18 protein-coding genes and 1 pseudogene are annotated in these 24,718 nt (G+C 37.8%); 8 read left to right on the top strand and 11 right to left on the bottom strand.

What is annotated here, in order from left to right:
- Positions 1-244: 244 nt before the first annotated feature.
- Together IPU53_RS00270 and IPU53_RS00275 are read right to left on the bottom strand one after the other, a co-directional pair.
- Positions 245-2,611, bottom strand: a complete 2,367-nt coding sequence (locus IPU53_RS00270; protein WP_207446203.1) for a CDP-glycerol glycerophosphotransferase family protein — start codon at positions 2,609-2,611, stop codon at positions 245-247.
- A 289-nt stretch (positions 2,612-2,900) separates the two neighbouring features.
- Positions 2,901-4,073: pseudogene (locus tag IPU53_RS00275) on the bottom strand (CDP-glycerol glycerophosphotransferase family protein); the annotation flags it as partial.
- Positions 4,074-4,565: 492 nt separating this feature from the next.
- On the opposite strand from IPU53_RS00275, the gene tagD (IPU53_RS00280) reads away from it, so the two are divergent.
- The 4 genes from tagD (IPU53_RS00280) to IPU53_RS00295 all read left to right on the top strand — a co-directional run bounded on the left by tagD (IPU53_RS00280) (position 4,566) and on the right by IPU53_RS00295 (position 8,060).
- Complete coding sequence (gene tagD, locus IPU53_RS00280; protein WP_207446205.1) at positions 4,566-4,967, top strand: glycerol-3-phosphate cytidylyltransferase; 402 nt, start codon at positions 4,566-4,568, stop codon at positions 4,965-4,967.
- A gap of 239 nt (positions 4,968-5,206) precedes the next feature.
- Positions 5,207-5,605: a glycerol-3-phosphate cytidylyltransferase gene (tagD, locus tag IPU53_RS00285; RefSeq protein WP_207446207.1), complete on the top strand. Its 399-nt coding sequence runs from the start codon at positions 5,207-5,209 to the stop codon at positions 5,603-5,605.
- Positions 5,598-6,791, top strand: coding sequence for a CDP-glycerol glycerophosphotransferase family protein (locus IPU53_RS00290; RefSeq protein ID WP_207446215.1), 1,194 nt, complete (start codon positions 5,598-5,600; stop codon positions 6,789-6,791). Before tagD (IPU53_RS00285) ends, IPU53_RS00290 begins: the two co-directional genes overlap by 8 nt.
- Before the next feature lie 228 nt (positions 6,792-7,019).
- The gene (locus IPU53_RS00295) at positions 7,020-8,060 is read left to right on the top strand and encodes an LCP family protein (RefSeq protein WP_207446217.1); all 1,041 of its coding nucleotides are present in this window, start codon (positions 7,020-7,022) and stop codon (positions 8,058-8,060) included.
- 421 nt (positions 8,061-8,481) lie between these two features.
- On the opposite strand, the gene IPU53_RS00300 is transcribed toward IPU53_RS00295, so the two are convergent.
- The 3 genes from IPU53_RS00300 to IPU53_RS00310 all read right to left on the bottom strand — a co-directional run bounded on the left by IPU53_RS00300 (position 8,482) and on the right by IPU53_RS00310 (position 11,479).
- On the bottom strand, positions 8,482-9,552 hold the full coding sequence (locus tag IPU53_RS00300) for a glycosyltransferase family 4 protein (protein ID WP_207446219.1): 1,071 nt from the start codon (positions 9,550-9,552) through the stop codon (positions 8,482-8,484).
- 421 nt (positions 9,553-9,973) lie between these two features.
- Complete coding sequence (locus tag IPU53_RS00305) at positions 9,974-10,696, bottom strand: WecB/TagA/CpsF family glycosyltransferase (RefSeq protein WP_313886427.1); 723 nt, start codon at positions 10,694-10,696, stop codon at positions 9,974-9,976.
- A gap of 336 nt (positions 10,697-11,032) precedes the next feature.
- Entirely contained in the window at positions 11,033-11,479 is a 447-nt protein-coding gene (locus IPU53_RS00310; RefSeq protein WP_207446221.1) for a hypothetical protein, read from the bottom strand.
- Positions 11,480-11,671: 192 nt separating this feature from the next.
- Between IPU53_RS00310 and IPU53_RS00315 the strand changes: the two genes are divergently transcribed.
- From IPU53_RS00315 to IPU53_RS00325, 3 genes are all read left to right on the top strand, one after another.
- Positions 11,672-12,073, top strand: a complete 402-nt coding sequence (locus tag IPU53_RS00315; RefSeq protein ID WP_207446224.1) for a helix-turn-helix domain-containing protein — start codon at positions 11,672-11,674, stop codon at positions 12,071-12,073.
- Positions 12,074-12,240: 167 nt separating this feature from the next.
- Entirely contained in the window at positions 12,241-12,921 is a 681-nt protein-coding gene (locus IPU53_RS00320; protein ID WP_207446226.1) for a hypothetical protein, read from the top strand.
- Positions 12,922-12,991: 70 nt separating this feature from the next.
- Positions 12,992-14,236, top strand: a complete 1,245-nt coding sequence (locus IPU53_RS00325; protein ID WP_207446228.1) for an efflux RND transporter periplasmic adaptor subunit — start codon at positions 12,992-12,994, stop codon at positions 14,234-14,236.
- 272 nt (positions 14,237-14,508) lie between these two features.
- Here the strand turns inward: IPU53_RS00325 and IPU53_RS00330 are convergent, their stop codons facing one another.
- The 3 genes from IPU53_RS00330 to nagA form a co-directional block, all read right to left on the bottom strand.
- The gene (locus IPU53_RS00330) at positions 14,509-15,714 is read right to left on the bottom strand and encodes an MFS transporter (protein ID WP_207446230.1); all 1,206 of its coding nucleotides are present in this window, start codon (positions 15,712-15,714) and stop codon (positions 14,509-14,511) included.
- A 460-nt stretch (positions 15,715-16,174) separates the two neighbouring features.
- Positions 16,175-16,882, bottom strand: coding sequence for a glucosamine-6-phosphate deaminase (gene nagB, locus IPU53_RS00335; protein ID WP_207446238.1), 708 nt, complete (start codon positions 16,880-16,882; stop codon positions 16,175-16,177).
- An 84-nt stretch (positions 16,883-16,966) separates the two neighbouring features.
- Complete coding sequence (gene nagA, locus IPU53_RS00340) at positions 16,967-18,109, bottom strand: N-acetylglucosamine-6-phosphate deacetylase (protein ID WP_207446246.1); 1,143 nt, start codon at positions 18,107-18,109, stop codon at positions 16,967-16,969.
- A gap of 219 nt (positions 18,110-18,328) precedes the next feature.
- On the opposite strand from nagA, the gene IPU53_RS00345 reads away from it, so the two are divergent.
- Positions 18,329-19,627 carry a C40 family peptidase gene (locus IPU53_RS00345; RefSeq protein ID WP_313886425.1) on the top strand — a complete coding sequence of 433 codons (1,299 nt, stop codon included), beginning with the start codon at positions 18,329-18,331 and terminating at the stop codon, positions 19,625-19,627.
- A gap of 180 nt (positions 19,628-19,807) precedes the next feature.
- Here IPU53_RS00345 and IPU53_RS00350 read toward each other — a convergent pair whose 3' ends face one another.
- The 3 genes from IPU53_RS00350 to IPU53_RS00360 all read right to left on the bottom strand — a co-directional run bounded on the left by IPU53_RS00350 (position 19,808) and on the right by IPU53_RS00360 (position 24,569).
- On the bottom strand, positions 19,808-20,596 hold the full coding sequence (locus tag IPU53_RS00350; protein WP_207446248.1) for an SDR family NAD(P)-dependent oxidoreductase: 789 nt from the start codon (positions 20,594-20,596) through the stop codon (positions 19,808-19,810).
- A 14-nt stretch (positions 20,597-20,610) separates the two neighbouring features.
- Positions 20,611-21,078, bottom strand: a complete 468-nt coding sequence (locus tag IPU53_RS00355) for a hypothetical protein (RefSeq protein ID WP_207446250.1) — start codon at positions 21,076-21,078, stop codon at positions 20,611-20,613.
- A gap of 95 nt (positions 21,079-21,173) precedes the next feature.
- Positions 21,174-24,569, bottom strand: coding sequence for a glycoside hydrolase family 2 protein (locus tag IPU53_RS00360; RefSeq protein WP_207446252.1), 3,396 nt, complete (start codon positions 24,567-24,569; stop codon positions 21,174-21,176).
- Positions 24,570-24,718 lie beyond the last annotated feature (149 nt).

The raw sequence follows: 24,718 nt of genomic DNA on the forward strand, positions 1-24,718 counted from the left end.
ATGTTCCGCGAGCCAGCCATTGACAATAAAGAAAAATCTATTCAAATGAATTGAAGTGAAGAGTTGGCACAAAAGTTGCTTCTTCCACAAAAAGAAAAACCCAGGAACGCTGTTATATCAACGCTCCCGAGTTTTTACCTTTTAGACATTACCTTCTCTTCTATCTTTGTAATCGTCTAACTGTCACAAATAATGATCCTATCACACAAGCAATACCGGATCATCATTTCCTTTTACCACTCATCTAGATTATATTTTCTTCTATTAAATACTGCACAATTCTTTCCGTATTTTTCCGATCATCAAACTTATTAATTCTTAAATACTTTTCTTGATACTCTTCTTCTAAAACATAATTGCGGGCTATAGCATTCTTTACATACCCGACTAATTCTTCGGTCGTATTCGCAATTGGCCCCGGGGCATTTTCTTCATTGACAGGAGGGATTGCCTTATAGTTTGTAATTAAATAATCCTTTTCCTCCCAATAAAAGACCGGATAAGCTCCTCTAAAAATCGCATCATAGATAGCAGAAGAATAATCAGTAATAAAAACTTGTGCTTTTTTTAAAGCTTCAGAAGGATTGCTTTCAATTATATCCTTATATTCCGGAATGTTCTCATAAATGAATTGCGAAAACTTATTGTGAGGGACAATGATCAATCGATCAAGCAATTGCGCTTTTTTAAATGCTCCTACTACCTTCATTATCGATTTGTAATACGTTGTTTTCTTTATTTCATTGTTATATATTAATGACTCCTCCCAATATCTATATGTTGGCATATAGGCAATTTTATTAGCATTTCCATCAAGCTTTGCAAAATCTAAGGTTGCTAAGCCCGTTAAAATTAAATCCTGATCACTATATCCCATTTTGTAAAATTCATTCGCCTCTAATTCAGAACTTATCACTGATTTATACATATTATACAAATTCTTATCTTTGTGAAATCCGAAAGCCATCGGGTTATCTACAGGCTTTGCAAACATAATACCATGCTGTAAAAAGATAAGGGGAACAGACATTATTTTGCTTCTAATTTCATCAATATATAAGCGATCATTTAACAAATGATTAGAAAGCTCACTCGAAATAAAATATTTTGCTCGAAATATATTCAAATAATGCCTAAAGCTATATTTGGCAATGATATTTGCTCCATACATTTCTTTTAGTTCAGCGTATCGATGGGAATGAGCGTTAATAATAAAAAAGTTTTCAGATGCCGTTGGTTTTTTCTTCATTACTTCTTCAAATACACGAAATCCCGATTCATCCGCTTTTTCACTTTTCTTTTCAAAATAAAGATTTACGTTTTTTTCTTTCGGTGGAAACAACTTCGATGCAACATGAGCCATTTTAATCTTAATTCGATTGATAAGGTGATACTCTTCACTGAACGGGACAACGGTTGCGGTTAAATTCCCACCTAAATTGGTTCTTAATACCATTAATTGATCATCTTGCTTTTTAAAAGACAGTGTGGTCGCTTTTCTATCTCTTTTTCTCCTTCTTAAATTATGAATTGGGATCTTTTCGTCGCCTACCAATAGATTATTATGAATTCGACCATCTACCATTAAAGATTTTATTGGTACTTTGAATAGACCGAACCTTTGCAAATATTTAATCGACTTGAATGGTCTAAAAAACTTCCCGATTTTTTGATCTGCATTCTGTAAATATAAATATTCATATTGACCATGCGCGTGATAAGCATAGTGTGTCATACGCCCGAAAACGTATAAATTTCTTTTAGTCAGAATCACCTTTAAGTTTGTTTGATTTCCCGTAACCTTATATGGATCACCTTTTACTATATAAATCCCTCTGTGACTACTGAAGATATAATAGCGAGTCTTATTAATACTAAGAATGGACAATATGTTTTCTTTGCTTCCATTTTTCACCTGATTATGGTTAAGGAGTTTGTATCTTTTTCCCCTAGGAAGAGAGGTAAATTTCACTTCTTTTGAAGCATTATCACTACTTATTTGAACTGTGTTTTTACTTAGCAACTTTATGTTTATATCTTCATGAGGTTTGACAACTTTCAAAAAAATTCTATCTACAATAAACTCTTTACGGAACAAGTCATAGGTAATCACAATATTGTATTTATCATAATTTATAATAGATACAACAGTGTACCTAAATTCCGTTGTTGTAAATCCCATGTCATATTGAAATTGAAGCTGATTTCTGTTATTTGTCAGAAAGTCATCAATTTTAAAGAGAGTTTCCCCGTTTTGATCCACCATACCTATTCGCGCTGAACCTAGTTGGTATACTCGTGTGGATGGATAAAAGTTTTCTATATCGAAGTTAAAATAATTTTCATTTTTTACGGTTGTAGAGATTTCTTCTTCTTCTAAAATACAATAGACCACGTTGTCATACGAATATAAAAGAAAAATAACATTTTCATTAGGAGCATACTTAAGAATCTCCTTATCGTTAATCTCTAATGTTGCTATCTGCTGTGGTACATTTAAATGAAGGGAAAGGATATCAATAGAAATGATTTTATTATCTATTTTTGAGTACAACTCTATTGATTCAGGATGGCTTTCAACAACTTCAAATGTGGAATCATAAATTTCCATTTAATAAACACTCCATTTTTCGTTTCCATCAAAATTAATCACGAATTCTTTATTACATTTATCTTTTGATCATTTCCACCACTTTATACTTCTGATTCGCAGATATTCTAAAGTGGAGGATCATTAAATGATTTTGCTTAAGATTGCTTTAAGGTTGGGCAGATGATGTCCAGCTCCAGGCGCCATCGGCTCGAGGTCAAATAACCTGAGCCAATGAAAGGCAAAAAACGCCTTTCTTTGGCTCAGAACATTTGCTTGTCGCCGATAGGCGGGCGCCTTGCGCTTTTTTTTAACTGTTCAATATAATTTCATTTATTACTCTTTTACTTGCCTGACCATCTTCTAAGGAACAAAATCTCTCATTGAATTCGATTGTAGTTCTTGGTGGGGTATAACCATTTTCTTCTATAAGTTTAATTTCTTCAATTAAATCATTTGTATTTTTAACAAGAGGTCCTGGAGCTTGATTCTCAAAGTCAAAGTAGAATCCTCTTAATTTATCCCTATAATCTTCTAAATCATAAACATAAAATAACATAGGACGTTTAAGATTGGCATAATCAAAAAAAACAGATGAATAGTCTGTCACCAGCATATCTGAAATAACATAAAGCTCCCTTATATCCTCATGATTAGATAAATTAATAACAAAATCCTCCATCCCCGATAAGTCGAGACTTTCAGAAACGAGATAATGTAATCTAAGGATTAAGATATATTGTTCTCCCAAATCATTCTTCATTTTTTCTAGATCTAAATGAAGATTAAATTTATATTTTCCTTTTGTATAAAATTGATCATCCCTCCATGTAGGAGCATATAAAATCACTTTTTTATTAACTGGGATGCCTTCTCTTTTTTTTATTCCTAGAATGTTTTTTTCATCGTTATGATTTATTAAAAAGTCATTTCTGGGATATCCTGATTCAACAATTGCTTTCTTATAATTAAAAGCACTCGTAAATATTTTTGTTGAATATTCGTTTGGCGATAGTAAATAATCCCATTTGGTTGCCTCATAAGTGAAATTTTGTTTATATTTCTCTGTATTTGTTCCCGGCATATGTACCTCTTCTATATCCGCACCTAACCTTTTTAAAGGAGTTCCATGCCATGTTTGAACATAAATCGTCTCCCTTGGCTTTGGGATCCACAATGGTAGTCTACTATTTACGATCCAATACCGAGCTCTAGCCATTTTCATTAACCACTGAAACGAGAAGCGTTGTAGACATCTTATGTTATGTCTTTTTCGAAATTGTTCCATGTATCTCTTGTCTATACTCCAGTACATTTCATATTCAATATGATGCTCTAGCATATATTCATATATCGCTCTTGGATTATCACTGTATTGTTTTCCATGAAAACTTTCAAAAATAATAAGCTTTTTTTTGGGTGGGAATTGCCCAATAAGCTTAAACACAATTTTATATAAGAACAGCATAAATTGACTGCGTAAAATTTCACTTAAAAATGACGACACTATACCGCTTCCTCCTTATTTCCATAAGCTCAGCTGACTTCTTCTTTTCAAAGTAAACGATCAGTTTATGCGAACGAACAACAATATCATTTATCGAGCAGGCTATTAAAAGAAAACACCCTTTTAAACTTTCATCGACCGAAAAAAGCTACCAAATTGGAGTAGCGTTTGATACAATAATAGCGAAAAACAATAAAAATCAGCAACGGCCAAATGAAATAGGCAATACGAATGGATTTTTTGATTACAAATATTACATTTTCTTTTAGAAACCCATTCTTTTAGTATTCAACTGAAAAAATGCCATCTAAATCTTTGACGAATTTAGCTGTTATTTGTATTATTATCATCACTTAAGCAATTATGCAATAATTAGAGGTTCACTTACTTTGCTTAAATTAGTTATGATATTACACTTTAACAAGAATTTTTAGTGACATTATGCTATTTCTTACGGAGGTTCTCAAATTGAAAAAAGTCATCACATATGGCACTTTCGATCTTCTTCATACTGGTCATATTAATATTTTACGACGGGCAAAGGAATATGGAGATTATTTGATCGTGGCAATTTCATCAGACGAGTTTAATACGATTAAAAATAAAAAAGCATATTATACATTTGAGCAAAGAAAATTGATTCTTGAGGCGATTCGGTATGTGGATGAGGTGATTCCTGAACATACTTGGGAACAGAAGACCACGGATGTACTGAACCATGATATAGATGTATTCGTGATGGGAGACGACTGGACTGGTAAATTTGATTTTTTGAAAGAGCATTGTGAAGTCATTTATTTACCTAGAACGGTTGGTATTTCTACGACGAAAATCAAAGAGGATTTGAATGCAGCTTCAGCCAATAAATAATAAATAATCGAAAACGGATTTGAGACTGAGATTAGCTTTTCTAACAGACATGCCTGTTGTGCGCTATGTCTGTTTTTTTCTGCAAAATTAATATATCCAATGAATTTGTTTTTATTCAATAAGGTTTGTCGAATTAAACGCATTTTATCCATTTTTCCCCATAAGATTTACATAAACCTTTGATGATTCTGTTCAATATGGATATAATATTCCATATACTGTGTCGGGAGGTTCCCAAATTGAAGAAAGCAATAACCTATGGAACATTCGATCTTCTCCATACTGGACATATTAATATTTTGCGTCGGGCAAAAGAGTATGGGGAGTATTTGATTGTAGCCATTTCAACGGATGAGTTTAATGCGGTTAAAGGAAAAAAAGCGTATTATTCGTATGAACAGCGTAAGGCCATTTTGGAGGCTGTACGTTATGTAGATGAGGTGATACCAGAGAATTCTTGGGATCAGAAAATAGATGATGTGAAGAAGCATGATGTCGACGTGTTTGTTATGGGGGATGATTGGCGGGGGAAGTTTGATTTTTTAAAGGAATATTGCGAAGTGGTATATTTGCCAAGAACAGTTGGCATCTCCACAACCAAAATAAAAGAGGATTTGAATAGAAAGAATAATGGGTAGAGAGCTGGCAATTACTTTATATTTATGGTTTTTTCAGATTGTCTTCTCTCTTTTTAGATTGTACCCTTTAAAAAAGCAATCAACCTTTGTGGCGTCATTTGGAGATAATGTTTTATATACGGCAGATGCGTTGGAAAAAGCCAAGCCTGACGTACCGATTATTATATTGAAGACAAGTTCTTGTAAGCTAGATTTCGCAGGTTATCCTGATTGGATTATCTTGAATTTCGAGCCTACCTCCCCTATTCATTGGCTACGTTCCGTTTTTCACCTTGCGACATCGTCTCATATTTTTGTCGATAACTATTTTGGGTTTTTAGCGGCTGCTCCCTTTCGAAAAGAAGTGGCTTGTGTTCAATTATGGCACGCAGCTGGAGCAGTGAAGAAATTTGGATTAAAGGATCCCTCTATTTATTATCGAACACCTCGAGCTCAAGCTCGCTTTCAAAAAGTCTATCATCAACATACTCATGTGGTTGTAGGTAGTGAGAAAATGAGTGAGATTTTCCAACAGAGCTTCGGGATTCCTGCGGAGCGAATTTTAAAAACAGGGATTCCAAGAACAGATTTCTTTTATGATGAATTGACTCAGCAAATTGTTGAATCAGATTTGGCTTATCATTACCCCGTTATTCGAAAAAAACAAGTCATGCTATATGCACCTACTTTTCGTGATGATCAAATGCATATTTCTCAGTTAGCTCTTGATCTTGAAAAAATGTATCAAGCTTTCCATAAAGATTATGTATTATTTTTGCGACTACATCCCGCTATACAAGCGGATTGGACAAATCATTATCCCGATTTTATCTATAATGTCTCTCATTACCCTGATGTCAATCATTTATTAATGGTCACGGATCTATTAATCTCGGATTATTCTTCCATTCCATTTGAATTTTCCCTGTTACAAAGACCGATGTTTTTCTTCGCCTACGATTTAGAAGCCTATAGTCGTGCCCGTGGTTTTTGGGAAAATTATGAAAGTCTTGTTCCAGGTCCCATTGTCCAAACAACAGATGAACTCATTGAAAGCATTCAAAATCAGGACTTTCATTTACAACAAATTGATGAGTTTGCACAAAACTGGAATGAGTATTCGCAAGGGAATTCGAGTGAACAATTAGTACAAGCCCTCTTTACTTCTTCCGAACAGACTTCACATTCAAGATCTATAGAAGAATAATCAAAAGAAAAAGGAGTCAAAAGTCAGACTACTTTTTCTTTTGATTCATGAACAAAAACACAATTCTTTCTCTCTCCAGTTACTTTTTTACATCGTTTTACATGATTTGTCATCAAAATGTATTTTACCTAATCAAACTTTCATAGTATTATAGTTTGTAGCATATTTATTTTTTATAAGCACATTTTAAAAGGTAAGAGAAATTTTAAATAAAGGGGTCTAATCCTTATGGGAAGACAACATATAAAAAAGGTAACTAAAAAAAAGCGTAAAAGACGCATCTTCTGGTTTTTAATTTTTCCGATTTTATTGGTAGCATCTGGTGCGATTAGCTATGGTGTCCATATATATACGAAGGCAGAAGATATGATGGCAAATTCTTATCAAGATGATCGCGATGGAAAATCACAGCTGCGTGAGAAGAAAGTGAATCCGAAAATTGATAATGTATCGATTTTATTTATTGGGATTGATGAAAGCGAAAAACGTGGCCAAGGTGAGAATACGCGTTCTGACGCGCTTTTGCTGGCAACACTGAATGAAAAGCAAAAGTCGGTAAACCTTTTATCCATTCCACGTGATACGTATGCTTATATTGACGAGGTTGGGTATTCAACAAAAATTAACCACGCTCACAGTTTTGGTGGTCCAAGGACAACAATCGAGACCGTTGAGAACCTTTTAGATATCCCTGTGGATTATTATGTACGTGTTGACTTTGAAGCCTTCATGGAGATTATTGATGCCATTGGAGGTGTGGATATTGATGTACCATTCGCATTTTCTGAACAGGATTCCAAAGATCGTGCTAATGCGATCTCATTAGAAGCTGGCATGCAGTCACTTGATGGTGAAGAAGCTTTAGCCTTTGCTAGAACAAGACATATGGATAATGACATCGAACGTGGGAAAAGACAACAAGAAGTCATTAAAGCCATGACGAAGAAAGCAGCATCCGGTGCAGCGATTCCGAAAATGGGCCAAATCATCGATGCCATTGGAAACAATATGAAAACGAATATGACATTTGATGAAATTAAGGCTTTTGCCGACTACGGCATTACTGGAAATTTATCCATAGACACAATGACCCTTGAGGGTTATGACAGCTATATCCCTAATAGTGCTGGTAATAACGTCTACTATTGGCAACTTGATGAAGAAGCATTAGCTGAAACCACCCTTAGCTTAAAACAACAACTAGGCCTAGAACCAGCAACGGACCATACAAATAATGTCGCTGAACCAGCTATTAACGAAGAAGATTAACATAGACAAAAATCAATCCCCCACTTGCATGATAAGTGGGGGATTTTAAGTCTCTTTCGGGTGCCTGGCAGCCGAATTTAAATTCATAAAGTGAAACTTCAATCAGTGAAGTTTTTTGACGTAAGGATGTGCTAGAGTAGACATAGCGGCGAACTTAGTCTATTTCTGATTCCGACTGATTGTGAAGAGGATCAAGACTAAGATCGCAACAACCTGTTTGTAGGCTCAAAGACGACACCCTGCACTTAGGTACTTCTGTACGTTGTAACGCCTTCCTGACCTGCCTCCTGCAATCCAAGAACCAATCGCAGTATCCCTGCTTCTCCGTCTTCCCTAGAACCTTGAGGTGGGAAGTATTACTGCTTGTTAATGCAGAATAGAAAAACAAGAGCATCGCAATTGGGCGACTGCTCTTGTTTTTCTATAGTCGATCATTATAGCGACTGTCATTTGCATTTGCTCTAGGTCGCATGAACTTCAGGATTGGTTTGTAGTCTTTTCCTGCAAGGCCAATGAGTTCTGCGAATAGTTCAATTAGCAGTAATAGCAAGGCAATGATGAGTAATGAGCCCCAAACGGTTGCCATGGAAAAGATAATGGCTACTAGGCTAAACATAATCGCAATACCATAAATAATTAATACGGTTTGACGATGTGAAAACCCAGAGCTTAGCAGACGGTGGTGCAAATGGAGCTTATCTGCTGAAGATAATGGCTTTCGTTGGATGAATCGGCGCATCATCGCAAAAAATGTATCAGAAATCGGAACGCCGAGAATAATAATCGGGATAACGAAAGACAAGAAAGTAATATTCTTAAATCCAAGTAGGGATAAGACAGCAATCATATAGCCTAAAAATAAAGCTCCTGAGTCTCCCATGAAAATTTTTGCTGGGTAAAAGTTATAAGGTAAGAACCCAAGTGTACTACCGAGTAACACAAGCGCAATCGTCAAAACGAAAAAATCACCTTGAATTAACGACATAATACTTAACGTTATAAGAGCAATCGATGAAACGCCAGCTGCAAGACCGTCTAATCCGTCAATAAAATTAATCGCATTTGTAATACCAACAATCCAGAGAATGGTAAGTGGGATGGAAAAATAACCAAATTCCACTTGCCCCCCAAATGGAAGATTAATGAATTCTAAATCAAATCCTCCGACTAAGGCAACAACTGCTGCAAGTAATTGCCCGATGAATTTATAGCGTGGAGCAAGATCAAAAATATCGTCTAAAATTCCTGTTATGATGATAATGCCACTTCCAACTATAATCGGCCATAAATAAGGACTGTTTTCATGGGAGATGATAAGACCAATCATGAAACTGATATAAATGGCAAGCCCACCAAGATATGGCATTGCTTTATCGTGCACCTTACGTTCATTCGGTTTATCGGTTACATTCCATTTGATTGCAAGCTTTTTAATGATGGGTGTTAAAATAATTGAGGCAACAAAGCATATAAAAAGATACAGCAAATCCAATTTGTACCCCCCTTGTCCTTACTATTGCATAATTTATCATAACTAGACATATCGATTAATGACATTTCTCCCATTATTAGGAACGATTGTATAAGAGCCCCTAACAACTGCTTCTATGCTCCACAAATACTCCTTTATACTAAGAGAAGCGCAAGGCGCCCGCCTATCGGCGACAAGCAAATGTTCTGAGACAAAGAAAGGCGTTCTTTGCCTTTCATTGGCTCAGGTTATTTGACCTCGAGCCGATGGCGCCTGGAGCTGGACAACAACTGCCCAGCCTTAAAGCAATTTTAAGAAAATTTTTATACTTTCTTACTTATAAAAAAGGTCGAATTTTGCCTAATCACATAATAGCCGAATTAAATCTCGTTTTCAACTAATCTTATATACTATGACGATCGAAAAATAAAAAGGTTACATATTATCGTGAATTTTTTCTTCTATAGCGAAACATTTTTTTCACAAAAATAGGCAATGCAAGCATTCTTTTCCACCGTGTTGGTTGCTGAAGCAACCGGTGCAGCCATTCAAGATTTAGTTTCCTCCAAAACGCAGGAGCACGTTTCACTGTACCTGCTAAAATATCAAAACTACCACCAATTCCCATAAAAATTCCCTTTTCAAAGGTATCTATATTTTTTTGAATCCATTCTTCTTGTTTTGGGTAACCTAAGGCAACGAAGACAAGGTCCGCATTTGCTTCTTTTACCATCTGCTTCACTTTATGCTCATGGCCCTTAAAAAATCCATGGTGATAACCTGCAATTACCAATTTTGGATAATCCCTTTTGATCTTTGGAATCATTTGTTCAAGAGTTTGCTCTCTCGCCCCCAAAAAAAAGACACGTAGCCCTTCCTCGTTGGCAATTGACAATAGTTCTACCATTAAGTCAAAGCCTGCAATTCTTTCTGGTAGTGGCTGACGAACAATTTTTGAACCTAAGATCACGCCGATTCCATCTGCGATGATGTGATTAGCAAACTGCAACGTATGCATATAGTGAGGATGTTGATTGGCATACATGACAATCTCGGGATTTGCCGTTACAACAAAGGCTTTTTTATGACGCTTTATTTTATCTTGTAAGATATTTATTATTTCCTTTTGGGTAGTATAGTCAAATTCCACTCCAAGGATGTCCACTTTTTCCAATATGGTTAACTCCTGTATCACAATTTATTGATATACTTAGATAGTATACACGTATAAACCAAGTATGGATATGGTAGAAGTTTACTTCATTCAAATAACCCCTACACTGTTCGGTGTACTGAACCATATCCAAACTTGCCATTTGTACTAAAATCAATTCAGACATTTTTTCTGCAGCCTCTCTATTGTACCCTATTTTTATGTCTAAACAGTTACGTTCTGTTTAAATTTCCAAAGATCTTGTCAAGCTAAGTCGTGTTGAAGCCTTACCAGTTTCCGCATCAAAAGAGGAAAGAAATCCCTTTCAAATATCTTATCACTTTTATTTTACGAGAAGTAATGTTTTTTACTCATAATATGCTTCTTTGAGGCTAATACCCCAAGTGTCAGAGCCTTTCGTTGAAATTGTATACTAAAGGAAGAGAAAAGTAGCACTTTTACATCATTGGGTATAAAGGTGCCCTCTCCTTGATCCTCTATGTAAAATAACCAATTGTTTAGGTCCATCACCATTCGAATATTCCATTCCATTTCTTCTTTTTTGACCGTAACATCAAGGGCTGTGTGAACAAATAAGGTTGCTGATAAAAGTATAGTGGTATCTAGAAAAGAATTCTTGGAGTTTTGTAAAGATGAAGGTTCTGAGAAGTAATTGACAGGGCTTAATATAATATTACTATTCTTTGTTACGCTTCCATGGCAAACCAACTGATATCCTCTTCCTGCTATTTTCCCATGCGACATTATCCTTCTAATTTCAATATTCATACTCAAATTTATCTCCCCCCTCACAAGGTCAAAAAGACCTACTTTTAGTTAAATATACCTATATATTAACTTCCTTATTGATTGTTTTTATCAAAAAAATAATTTGTTATACCATTTCCCATTCTATTTTGTTATAAAATCTTTTTCATTCCTTTTTTGTCGGTATCTTTAACGAAAAAGCTAAATGGGGGAAGTAGCATGGTATTTCATCAAGAACTTAAAAAATATCGAGAAGAAATTTTGGGAATCAGTCAAGATGAAGCAATCAAGCGACTTCATATGACTCAGGCTGCCCTTTCTAATTATGAACATGGGAAACGCCAAATCTCTATTGAAACACTCCAACAATTTCAGCGTGCCTACGCGATTCCGCAGGATCATTTGATGCGCATTCTTTTTGGTGAAGAAACAGGAAAAGAATACAACGCCATGATGTTGCGAGAACATACAAAGGATTCAGAACTCCATAAGATTCTGGATATGATTGAAAAAAATGAGAACCTACATAAGTTTCTCGTCTCCCTCTCTCATTCTGACGAAAAAACACAGCGGCTTGTAGGTGACTTTCTTCCACACGTCCTAAAACTTGCCCAACGTTAAAAAAACTAGCCTCTATAGTTGTGCCGTTAAGCCTTAACTAATTGATTAAGGCTTTTCTCCACCAGCTCCTTATTCCTCCCCTCCATCTAAAGTCCCATTTTTACAAAATTAGAAGGAAAGAAACAACTTAAAGAGGAATTCTTTAAGGATGATAAAGATGTCGACTTTTGAAGCAGGTGATGTTGTTGATATATGAATTAAGCATTTTTAAAGGATTATTTTATCCAAATCAAAGCTTTTACCAGTTAGCTAAGGCGGAAACCATTGAAAGATGGCGTTTGCGCATTTCTTTTCTTTTATTGGTAAGTGCTGCTATCTTTTCTTTGTCAGGCTGGTTGGGAGTTGGGAGTCAAGCGCTGTCCCCAGCATTATTGCAGCACTCGCCAGCAGAATATGAAAGCCTTAGAGGCTTCTTTATCATAGGTCGCTGTATCCTTGGGCTATTGTTTGCTGGAGTCTTTTTAACCTTACCTGCTCTCTGTTTTTCACTATTTTCTCACGAAACTTTTTCAAAGTTTGTCATGATTCAAGCGATTCTGTTGCCGATTTTATTACTCGAACAAATTTCTTATATCATATTAGCGCTTAGAATGGATTTGCCCTGGTATTCTTCCCCTTTTTCTTTAGGGGTAATCGGACAATATTCCACAAACTATACATATGTCATTTTCTTACTCGGTACCATCTCAATCTTTAAAATTTGGGTTATGGTTATGCAATATCGTGGGCTGAAGCCGCTCATTCACCTAGGACGTTTTCCACTTATTTTGCTTATTTTTACTGTGCACCTTATTTCATGGTGCGGTACTTCTGCTATCGCTATGTTCAACTTTGTAAACTTATTATAAAAATTTATTCTCACTAACGGGATTTCCCATCATCCTATTCATCTTACATAAAAAGCTGGTGATTTTTCTTATGAAAAAAGGTTTAATCTTCCTTCTGAGCGTTCTGTTTATTGGCATAAATATTTTTTTACTGGAAAAGGATGACAGTAAGGTGAAGCGAGTGACCCATCTTTCTGATTGGCAGATCTTAGCTTCTGGAACTCTCGAACAAACCTTACAAACAGAGGGGATGATCGTGCCTGCGGAGAAACATCCAATTTTTGTTGATGACCAAACCGCTTTTAAACATTTCCTCGTTGAAAAAGGAGATGTGGTTGAAAAAGGCACCCCGCTTTTTGAATATGAAAGTTCTCATCAAGATGAGCAGCTTGCTTTACTTGATGCAGAAATTTTACGGTTAGAATCAGAGAAGAAAAATATCGATGCTTATCTTGAAGAACTCGTACAAATGAAAACGAATTTGTATCCAACCACAGCCACTAGCTTACATGAAGAAGAAAATAAAGAGGATAGTCAAACATCTGAGGCAGTGAAGTCCGCCTCTATCAATGGATTATCTTTGTCACTTGATCAAACCATTGCTGAAAAAGAACTGGACAAGCGCAATATCGACGAAGCCATTCGGCAGTATGAAGCACAACGAGAAGCCGTTCAAAATGGGATAAAAGGATTAACTGTTTTTAGCCCTACAGGGGGGAAAATTACCGATCTTTCATTCGAACTAAAAAATCCTATTATGACCATCGTATCTGAAGAGCCAATCGTAGAAGGACGTTTATCGGAGAAGCAGGTCGAAAAGGTAGACCCTGATATGCCGGTAAAACTGCATTCCAGCCAGTTTAAGCAGCCGATTCTTGGTGAAATAGCGAGTATTGAAGATCTTCCATTTGAGGAAGCGGACTTGGATAAAGAAAGCTTTTACCCATTCTCAGTCGCATTTGAAATACCTGACGAAAAATGGCGAATCGGTCAACATCTTCAGACAGAAATCATTTTAGCACAAGCAAACAATGTCCCCATTGTTGCAAAAAACAGTGTGGAAAAGAAGGCCAAGCAAACTTTCCTTTGGGTCTTAACGGAAGAAGGGAAAACTGAAAAGAGAATGGTCAAACTTGGTTTACACGTTGACGATCAACAAGAATTAACAAGCGGTATTGAACCGGGTGAATACTATGTTCCTGATCCAACGGAGATTAGCGGAGCCAATCCTTTTATTACAAGTTTCCAATGGGATAAGCAAATATTGCAGACATGGAAAAAAGCCAGTTCTCGTAAAATAGTAAAATATCTATTGGTTGGACTTTTACAAAAATAAAATGAAACCGCAAAAAACTGGGACATAATTAAAACGTTAAGCTCCACGAATGAACGATACATTACCTTAGCGGAGAAATATACGTAGACTCCTGCGGGAAGTGAGAGTTCGGCAAGACCCCGGAAGGAAAGGGAGTCTTGCCGCTCGCCCGTGGAAAGCGAAGTATATTTCCGGAGCGAGAGTTATGCACCCTAGTCGTTCGTTTTTTCTTTGGTAAAAATACTTATGTCCCACCCTCTTTTCGGCCATCCTGATCTCCCACCAAACTGCTCTTAACCTTGCATTTCTCTTTTTAAGCGCCTTGTAGAACGATACCATAGTAAGATTCCTAGATAGATGCTGGCACTTACAAGATAGACTAGCAATAAACCATGCTCTAATTCAACAAACCAGTATGACAGCATCGGGCCTAGTGCAGAGCCTAAGTCTGTGACAACGGAATAAGTTGTCATCACAGCAATCACAGATGTTGTTTTTGCTATATCTGCGGCTAGGGCGTCCATTAAAGTATTGGTTGCTGTGCCAGTTACCATAACAAATAGAACAATCAGCATCCATATATATATCGGCAGTTCCCATGGGATTAAGAAATAGCCGATCGCTGCACAAAAGAGCGAAAGGAGAAATAAGGGAATTCTGTCTTTAGCTCCATCTGACATTTGCCCGATCTTTGTCGCTAGGAAAGGTTCCCAAACCCATCTTATGGCTTGAAGAATACCAGCTAATGCCGTGCTACTCATGATCAAACCAAAGATCGAAATTGATTCAGAGTAATGCCGGTCGATGAGCAGACTTAATGTCGAGCTAAATACCGCTTGTATAAGAGCAATCCATAACCCACATATCAGTATTTGTATAACGCCTTTCGTCCAAATCCGAGATTGCAAGGTTCCTTTTTGCGGATGCGCTTCCACTTCTGTTACTTGTTGATTAGAAATATACAAAAATATTGGTACTAAGCCAATAAACGTAATCAACCCAAAACCTAAAGAAACATTTTGCATTCCGACAATAGGAACCAGTATTCCACCAACAAGCATTCCAGCCAAGCTGCCAAGACGAAAAATCCCATTATAACTGCCCATTAATTGCCCGCGATTGCCATCATGAGAAGAATGAATAACAGTAAAATATCCTCCCATTCTTAGAAACGACCAAGCAATTCCCCATAATCCTCTAAGAATTAACCAAGCAATAAATCCTTTAAAGACCCCATAACCGACTGTTGTCAGAGCCCCAATAAGAACAGCTATGAATAGCCCAGTACGAAGGGACATTTTTTTATATAGCCAACCAATCAGCGGATTTAATGGGAGTCGAACAAAGCGGTTGACCGATAGCAAAATCCCGACTTCCCATAAGGATTGTAATCCAACTTCTCTCCAATACACTGGTAACACAATATAGAGCATGGAGTCTCCCAATAAACAAATAGCGGTCACAAAAGCGACAACATATACAGGCTTTTTATCATTCATACGATTCCTTCTTAATCTAAGTAGTTTTAGGAGAAAAAAATAAAGTAAAACTTCAATCAGTGCGGTATTCCTCCACCCCCACTGATTTCAGATGATCAAATGGCCAAGATCGCAACATCCTGTCGTTTCACCTGCACTAGTACGTCCTGTACATCGTAACACCGTACTGACCAACATCCTGTTGGCCTGAAATAAAGGAAACACGATAGGATCAAAGGGTGAATTGATGTTGATTTACGCAAGCAAAAACCGTAAATTTGCTAGGTGCTGCAACTAGATTAGGACAGTGTATCCCCATCTACGCTCCTTCTCTGTACTCTCTATAATCTTGAGGTAGGGGGAGAACGTAAATAAAGGGACAGTGCAGGCCATATCCATTTGGCAGAACATGCGTATGCTGCCTACCTAGATATGCCTTTGCCCATGCCCCTTTAAGGTGAAATTCACTTACCCACTATTGTTATTTCAATTTCTCCGCTGCAGCTTCATCGACAATAATGGTCACATCAGGATGATTCTGCAATACAGATGCAGGACACTCTTCCGTTACGTGTCCTTGTACCATCTGTTGCACCGCGTCTGCCTTCGCTGCTCCGAAAGCAAGGAGAATAATCTTTTTCGCCGACATAATCGAAGCAATTCCCATGGAAATCGCATGAGTAGGCACATCTTCAACTTTTTCAAAAAAGCGTTTATTTGCCTCAATGGTTTCTGCCGTTAGCTCAACAACATGTGTTTTTGTCGTAAATGGTGTGCCTGGCTCATTAAATCCAATATGTCCGTTCGTTCCGAGACCCAGAACTTGCAGATCTACGGGATGCTCATTTAATATTTGCTCATAACGTTTACACTCTGCTTCTAAGTCCGAAGCCATTCCATTAGGTAAATGAGAGGCTTTAAAGTTTAAGCTGTTAAATAACTCATTTTCCATATAATAATGATAGCTTTGTGGATCATCTGCTGCTAATCCGATATACTCATCTAAATTTACCGTTGTAACATTTTCAACGTTAAGTTGTGCTTCGCGCATTTCTTCGTATAGCTTTAATGGAGTACTTCCTGTTGCCAATCCCAATGTGTGGATTGTGCCACTTTCTAATCCCTCTTGTACTATATCGAATGCCGCTTTAGATGCTTCTTGGGCATTCTTTGCTGTTATAATGTGCATTTCCATCCCCCTTTTCCCTTTTTGAACACGCTCTTATAGTGATCGTTTAGCTAGTAGCCTTAGTATCTATCCAATCCCTAAACTCTATTCTTTCATGCTTTTGCCAAGTCGATAGGTGTTTTCGACTTCAAAACGTGGATTCATTAAGACAAAGTCTGCATCCTTGCCTACTTCTAGATGGCCTTTTTGCGTTAATCCAAATTCACGTGCTTGGTTACTAGAGGTCATTTGCACCGCTTCAGCGATCGAGCAGCCTGTGAATTCCATAATATTACGAAATGCCAGATCCATTGTCAATACACTTCCTGCTAGAGAGCCATTTTCAAGGCGGGCTTCTCCATCCACAACGATGACTTTTTGACCACCTAACTCATAATCACCGTTTTCCATTCCTTTTGCCATCATGGCATCTGAAATTAAAGTAATGCCTTCTGCCCCTTTAATAAGGTAGGCAAGTTCGATCATATCGGGATGAATATGGATTCCATCTGCAATGATTTCCACTTGTAACCCGTCCGTGATTAAAGCATGTCCAGCTACTCCTGCCTCACGATGATGAAGACCACGCATACCATTATATAGGTGAGTGGCATGTGTTGCCGCGCTCTCAAGAAGCTCTGCGCGAACAGCATCAGAGTGTCCAACAGATGGAATAATGTTACGCTCCTGCATCACTTGTTCGAATTCACGGGCTTCCGCTAATTCTGGTGCATATGTTACAAGCTTGATCTGTTCACCAGAAGCTTCATACCATTTTAAAAATGTCTCGATATCGGCAGGTCCCATATATTGAGGATCTTGAGCTCCCGCTTTTATCGGATTAATAAATGGACCTTCCAGATGAACGCCTTCGATATGGGCTCCCATTTCTTTCGCTGATTGGATCGCTTCCATTGCTCTGGTAATATGATCATATGTTTGAGTCATGGTCGTCGCAAAAAAGGAAGTAACCCCTTCTCCCATTAGTTCTTCACTTAATTTTACATTTGCTTCCGGATCGGCATCCATAAAATCAATTCCGTGTCCACCATGAATATGAATATCAATCATACCAGGAATAAGGAGATTGCCTTTGGCATCGATGACCGTTTCGCCTTCTTGTTCTTTGTACTCACTCATAGATCCTACTTCGTTTATCTGTTCAGAGAAACGCATATATCCCTGCTCAATCGTCTCTGCTTTTCCCCCTGGATAAATTTCAGCATTGATTACAACCTTTTGATTCATCTTATCACCCTACTTTCTCCAACAAGTTTAATTACTCCTATTATAAGTCTAGCACGTTATAATGACAAACATCTCTCTTAGAAGTAAAACTTTCATCCATGTTTTTTACAAAAAATGGTTCTAACGTTAATTTTTTGTTACAAATTGCAATATTTTCCATTATTATGTTTAAGTATATGCTACTATATTAATAGACTATATCGATAGGGGGATTTTATAGTGCGTAAAGCATTAGTAGGCACGGCAACAGCCGTTATGCTGACAACATCTTTCACTGGCACTGCGCTTGGCGCAACACATGAAGTTAAACCAGGAGACTCTCTTTGGAAAATTGCTTCCAAATATCAAACTTCTGTTTCCCAATTAAAAGACTGGAATCATTTAAAACAGGATCTAATTTACCCTAAACAAGTGATCATTGTGACCCCGGATGAGGCAAAGAAGCCACAAAAACAAAAAAAAGATTCAACCAATACAAAAAAACAAGCAACTTCTTCATCTACAGCGAAATCCTATACCGTTGTCTCAGGTGATAGTTTATTTAATATTGCAATCAAACATAATATCTCTTTAGCTGATTTAATCTCATGGAATAATTTAACAAGTGACTTAATCCATCCAGGACAGGTGCTAAAGGTCTCGGGTTCAAAAACAACGGCAAGCAAACCAAAAGAATCAAATAGTGGAAGCTCGAATAATACAAATACCAAAACAGATACATATAAAGTTGTAAGCGGCGATACGTTAAGTGGGATTGCTGCTAAATATGGGACAACGGTCAGTAAATTAAAGTCTCAGAATGGATTAAATTCCGATCTTATTCGTGTTGGACAAGTGTTGAAAGTTTCAAATTCATCAAACACATCGTCTAACACAACAAAACCAAATGAATCAAAGAATAATAGTTCCAATAATACAAGCTCTAAAACGGATACTTATAAAATCGTGAGTGGCGATACATTAAGTGGGATTGCTGCAAAGTATGGGACAACGGTCAGTAAATTAAAATCTTTGAACGACCTAAGCTCTGATTTCCTTCAGGTTGGACAAGTGTTGAAAGTAAATGGAAGTTCATCTTCTACACCTGACAAATCACAATCAAAGACTTCGCAAGATAAGAATACAAACACGGACTCGTCATCTAAATCTGAAGCTACTAACACAACAAAACTAATTAGTACGGCAAAAGGGGTACTTGGAAGCCCATATGCTTGGGGAGGAACCTCTCCTTCCGGTTTTGACTGCAGTGGTTTTATTTACTACGCATTTAGCCAAAGTGGACATAACGTCCCTCGTACAAGCTCTGAGGGATATTATGATCGTTCTTATTATGTAAAAGATCCTCAACCTGGCGATCTTGTGTTTTTCAGAGATACCTATAAACCTGGAATCTCGCATATGGGGATTTACCTTGGAAACGGCGACTTTATCCATGCTAACGACAAAGGCGTAAACATCATCAACCTTAGCAATCCATATTGGGATAGTAAGTTTGATGGGTATAAGAGATTCTATTAATCTAGAAAGAGAGGCAGCCGTTCTTGGCTGCCTCTTGTAATAAATCACATGCTTCATTGCTGTTAAACTTTTCATATATGTCTGTACAATTACACTTTATAGCTTTTAAAGTAATATTCTACAAAGACCTTTATATTTTTTTACTTTGTGATGTTAAATCAATTAGTCATTATATTATTTTCAATCTTGTAATAACGCCGTTCGCCCCCCATCCATCACATAGGTTGAGCCGGTTGCAAAGCTGGCATAGGAACTGACTAGAAATGCACAAAACGCTCCAACTTCCTCGGTCGTCCCTAATTGACCACCGGGGTGCATATTTTTTGTCCGCTCCCTCTCAGCAATCGGATCGGCAAATGTCGAAAACCATTTTTTACTACCACTGGTTTCAATATATCCTGGAGCGATCCCCACCGTTCTTATTAAAGGTCCCCACTCAATAGCAAGAGCTCGTACTAAGCCAACTAACGCTGTTTTAGCAACGTTATATGGAAAACATCCAGGTATCGTTGCTTCAGAGTGGTTAGAGGTCATAATGAGAATCGTCCCATTGCTACTTTTTTCTAGATAAGGTCGACACAGCTTACTTACCATCCAATGAGACTTCAAATTCAAATCCATATTAAACTCCCACGCTTCTGTATCACACTCTGCAGCACCTTTAAATACATTCATTCCAGCATTGGAAACCAGTATATCTATACTCCCAAAATGTGACATCGTTTCAGATACAAGAATCTGAAGTTGCTTATCATCTGTAACATCTGCTTGAATGTATAATAACTGACTTCCTAAATCTTCAACTTCCTTTTTGAGTTGAAGGATTTTTTTATCATTGGTCCTCGTTCTCCCACATCCCGCTATTTTCGCTCCAGCTTTAGCTAACATTTTTGTGATTCCTTCTCCAATACCACTAGAAGCTCCTGTGATTAGGGCCACATGCCCACTTAAATCGATACTGATTGACATCAACTCGTTCTCCTTTATACATAAAATCCAGCACGTGCTTCTCTAATTCCTGGATGAGCCTCCATGACATCTTCTATTAAATCGACACCGAGGCCAGGACGCTTCGATAATACTAAGTGACCATCTTGAATGACCAATGGATGATCCAAGATTTGATCTCGCCAAGGTACATCATGAAACATAATGTGTGCCCCATCCTTTTGAGCAGATTGGGCGGTATTTACGGCAACTTCCCAAGAGTGATCTGTGACAGATACTACACATGTTTTACCTTGACTCTTCATCAAACGAATAAATTCCTTTTGAATGATGCTTTTCTCTTGATCCGTTAATTTATAAAATTCACTTGCAATTCCAAATAACATGGCACCGGGAATATCCAATTTTGCCAGCCATTTGCTTAATTGTCTAAAACTATTTTCATCCATTTTTCCGCCTTCTGTAAATGGCAGGGCAACAACTGGTATGACTCCTTTCAGCATGTGAATCCCTCTCTTTTTAGATTCATTCATTTTTCAATGAGCGTATCAGGCAAGAAGGCCTTTAAGATAAAAGCCTTCTTGACCACCTTGGATTCCTATTTATTTTGATAATCATTATTATTGGTTAGTCTTATTGTGACTTCATTTTGATAACCCGCTTTGAGGTTAACTGGCTTTCTAACGTAGTTCCCCCAGCCTAATCCTTCATAATTCCATTCATTATTGATGATTAATTGAGCCTGTATTTTCCTAGGTATATTTTGATTTATAATTTCAATTGCATCGATCACGACATATACATCACGATTTTGTTCAGGTACTTCCACTGTCAACGTATGTTCACCAAGTGGCAAGTTTTTGACTTCGTATTTTTGATGATATAATGGTGTGCCAATATCACTATGTGTGTCCAATAGCTCAGGATCGCTATCATCCATGCGTATAAGCATAGGACCCGTATTCGCTTGTTTTTTGTAGATTAAGTTGATACCAGTCCCATAGAAGGTAAATGAAACTTTAGCACCCGGTTTATTGGAGAACGTTTCTGTCCCCATATAGCAATTCGCATCAGAACCGGTTTCCCAGTCACCCGTATACGCCAACTTTTCTGTATCCCTGTCATTGACGATCGGATTAGCAGCATGTTTATAACTCATTCTAGCCCCCACTTGTCCATCCGATTCTACTCTAATCCGCGCCTTTGTTTCGGGAAACTTGACCGAATAATATAAAATATGTTCTCTCATACTGTTAAAGTCTTTTGTCACCAGTCCTTTGTCTGGGTCATTCCCTCTTTCTAGGAAGAAATTACGCATATCGTCTTTCCAATCCCACATCGGTTGTTTCCGATATGTATCTGGTTGTTGTTCATGCCCCTCTCGCACTCGCTTTGCTATTCCTTTGCTTCTGCCGATATGGTTTTGTGGATAAACGGAATGAAAGCCAATCCTTTCCCATTCTACCTCTTGTACAGAAGGGTCGATAGCGTATTCAATGCCGATCTCTTGCTGATGGGAATTTAGCAGTTCTTTCACGATCTGATACTGAGTTTTTAACTGCCCATCATATGAAATCGTCTGTAAAAATTCAACAACCGTTCCATTGGAATAACTTCCCTTAATCGTCACTTCTACAGCTTCACCATTGTTCTTTCTTACTACGTTCATTTCGTTCGCATTCCAGCTTCCAAGTACCGCTCCTGTCACATGCAAGTGTGGACCTCCCTTGATAAGTGCTTGTCCTTCATATGAAGCCATTTCCAATTGGCCCTTTTGCTTGTCATATAGAAAAGACAATGTTTGATTACTAATATGCCATTGGTCGGCTGTTTCCTTCACCTGGAGTGGACCAAAATTCTCTCCTGTGAAGAACACCTCAGGGAGAATAAGAGGTACCTTATATTCATCCACTGTGATTCCATCTGCGGTGACGAACTGCAATTGAACAACTTCACGGTCATCCCATTTCCGTTTCGGAAGTGAAATATGTCCTTGTTGATAAGGTTTGACATCTGGACCTGCTTGCTTGCCTTGTTCAACAATCTTTTCCTCTAAAATGACTTGCCAACATACTTGTACGTCTTGAAGATTCGTATGATTGAACCAGTTTCGCACCAGAATTTTCAATTCCTTGAACCCTTGACTTCCTAGCGGTTTATCTTCAATCCGGATCGGTGAATATGCCTTCTTCGTCAACCAATACTCCGGCTTTTCCCGGCGCCACTGATCGCTCATATTTCCCCATTCTCCATACCCTGCTGCTGGACCGACAGAATGAACTTGATGGCGCTCTTTCACACCTTCAGGCAAATGAAACACATCATCAATATTTGCCCAAAGAGCTCCTCCAAGAGCTCCGCGAGTTTTGACAATCTTCTCCCAAAACAATGAAATACTTTCTCCCCAAAAGTTTCTCACATTATTGTCACGTTCGATTTCGTTCAAATTGTAACAAGCAATATGCGCATATTCATCATGCACAACAGGAGGTTCCTTATCCGCAATCACATCCTCTGTTATGGAACCGACGCCATAATTGATTTTGTAATGAGACATATCCTCTTTATAATCTGCATAATGGGCACTATAGATATCAGTGACGGTACCATCTTCCACCATGAAGGGATAGCTAAATTTCGCTGGTCTGCTCGTATCAACCTGCTTAAGATAACGATACTGTCTTCTGAACTTATCGCCCTCCGCTCCTTTTCTCCAACCACTTTCATTGGCGAGTGACCAGATAATGACAGAAGGATGGCTTTTATCACGTTCAATCATCTCGGCAAACTGATCCATATACCATTCCTGATCATCACCCCAGGGCCCCGGACCATTCGCATATTGAAAGTTGACAGCCGTTTCTTCCTCAACATACATCCCTAATTCATCACATGCTTCTAAAAACTCTTTTGTAGGAGGGTAGTGAGAGGTTCTCACATAGTTTACATTTTGCTTTTTCAACATGATGACATCATTTCGATCCATTTCAGGTGTTGTTACCCTACCTAATGTCGGATGAACACTATGTCGACACGTTCCACGTAGTTTGATGGGGTCACCATTGACGTATATTTCCTTTTTATCTGTTCCATCAGCTCCCCCATAGGTAATTTTTCTAAAACCAACTTTGATTTGAGTCGTTTGAATGATTTCCTTTTGATCATTGAATAACTTCGCTTTCAGTGTATACAAATAGGGTTGTTCAGCATTCCACTTTTTCGGATTATCGATGTGAAACGTTATTTCTTGTTCTCTTTGCCCTTTTGGAAAAGGAATCGTACTGTTTTCTAATGGTACTTGTTGCTGACCTGCATCATATAGCTCCAATTGGACGGACTTTTCAGCGAGATCCCCTTCGTTTTTACCAATTTTCACACTTAATTGGGCATTTTTATACTCCTCATCGAAATCAACGAGATAATGAAGCCGAGTAAAGTGATTGGCCGGCAAAGCGATTAGCTCCACGTTGCGAATAATCCCTCCCATATTATGGTGGGCATAGATACTCCCAATCGAAGGATCCCAAATATCATCGATAAATTGGATGAGGATGACTGCTTCTTGACCAGGTACAACAGCATCTGTAACATTGCAGTCCCATGTTGTAAACCCTCCCTTATGACTACGAATATATTGGCCATTCACCCACACTTTTGCTTTGGAATAGATGCCGTGAAAACGAAGGATGATGTGTTGATCAAAGAAATCAGCAGGGATCATCACAAAAGTTTTATAATAGTAAGGAATATCATTTTCAATATCATGCCCTTGCATCGCAACTTCTCCAGGAACAATCACCTTATCCCAACCGGAAAGGTCCCTCGCAGTCCCAAGAGCTTCTTCTTCGCTTCGGATCGTTTTGTTGAATAGCCATTTAGTACCTTCACTAGAAATTAAACTTTGAACAGGATTCGTTTCTCCTTGTACATCAAAAGGTTTGGGAACAATAGTTGGTGTCGTCCATACCTTTTCCTTATGATTGTTTACCATCATTTATCCCTTCTCTTTCTGTAAATTTTTGATTTTCTCAGAATTAGTGTAAATCGGATGTATAGCAACGTATAGTAAAGAATAAACATACTGTTGCGCCATTTTGTTTCCTCCTCGTATTTATCTATGAATAAATATCCGTGCCTTTCACT

Origin of the sequence: Bacillus sp. SD088 (assembly GCF_017355205.1) — a bacterium.
Classification (GTDB): Bacteria; Bacillota; Bacilli; order Bacillales; family Bacillaceae_C; genus Lederbergia.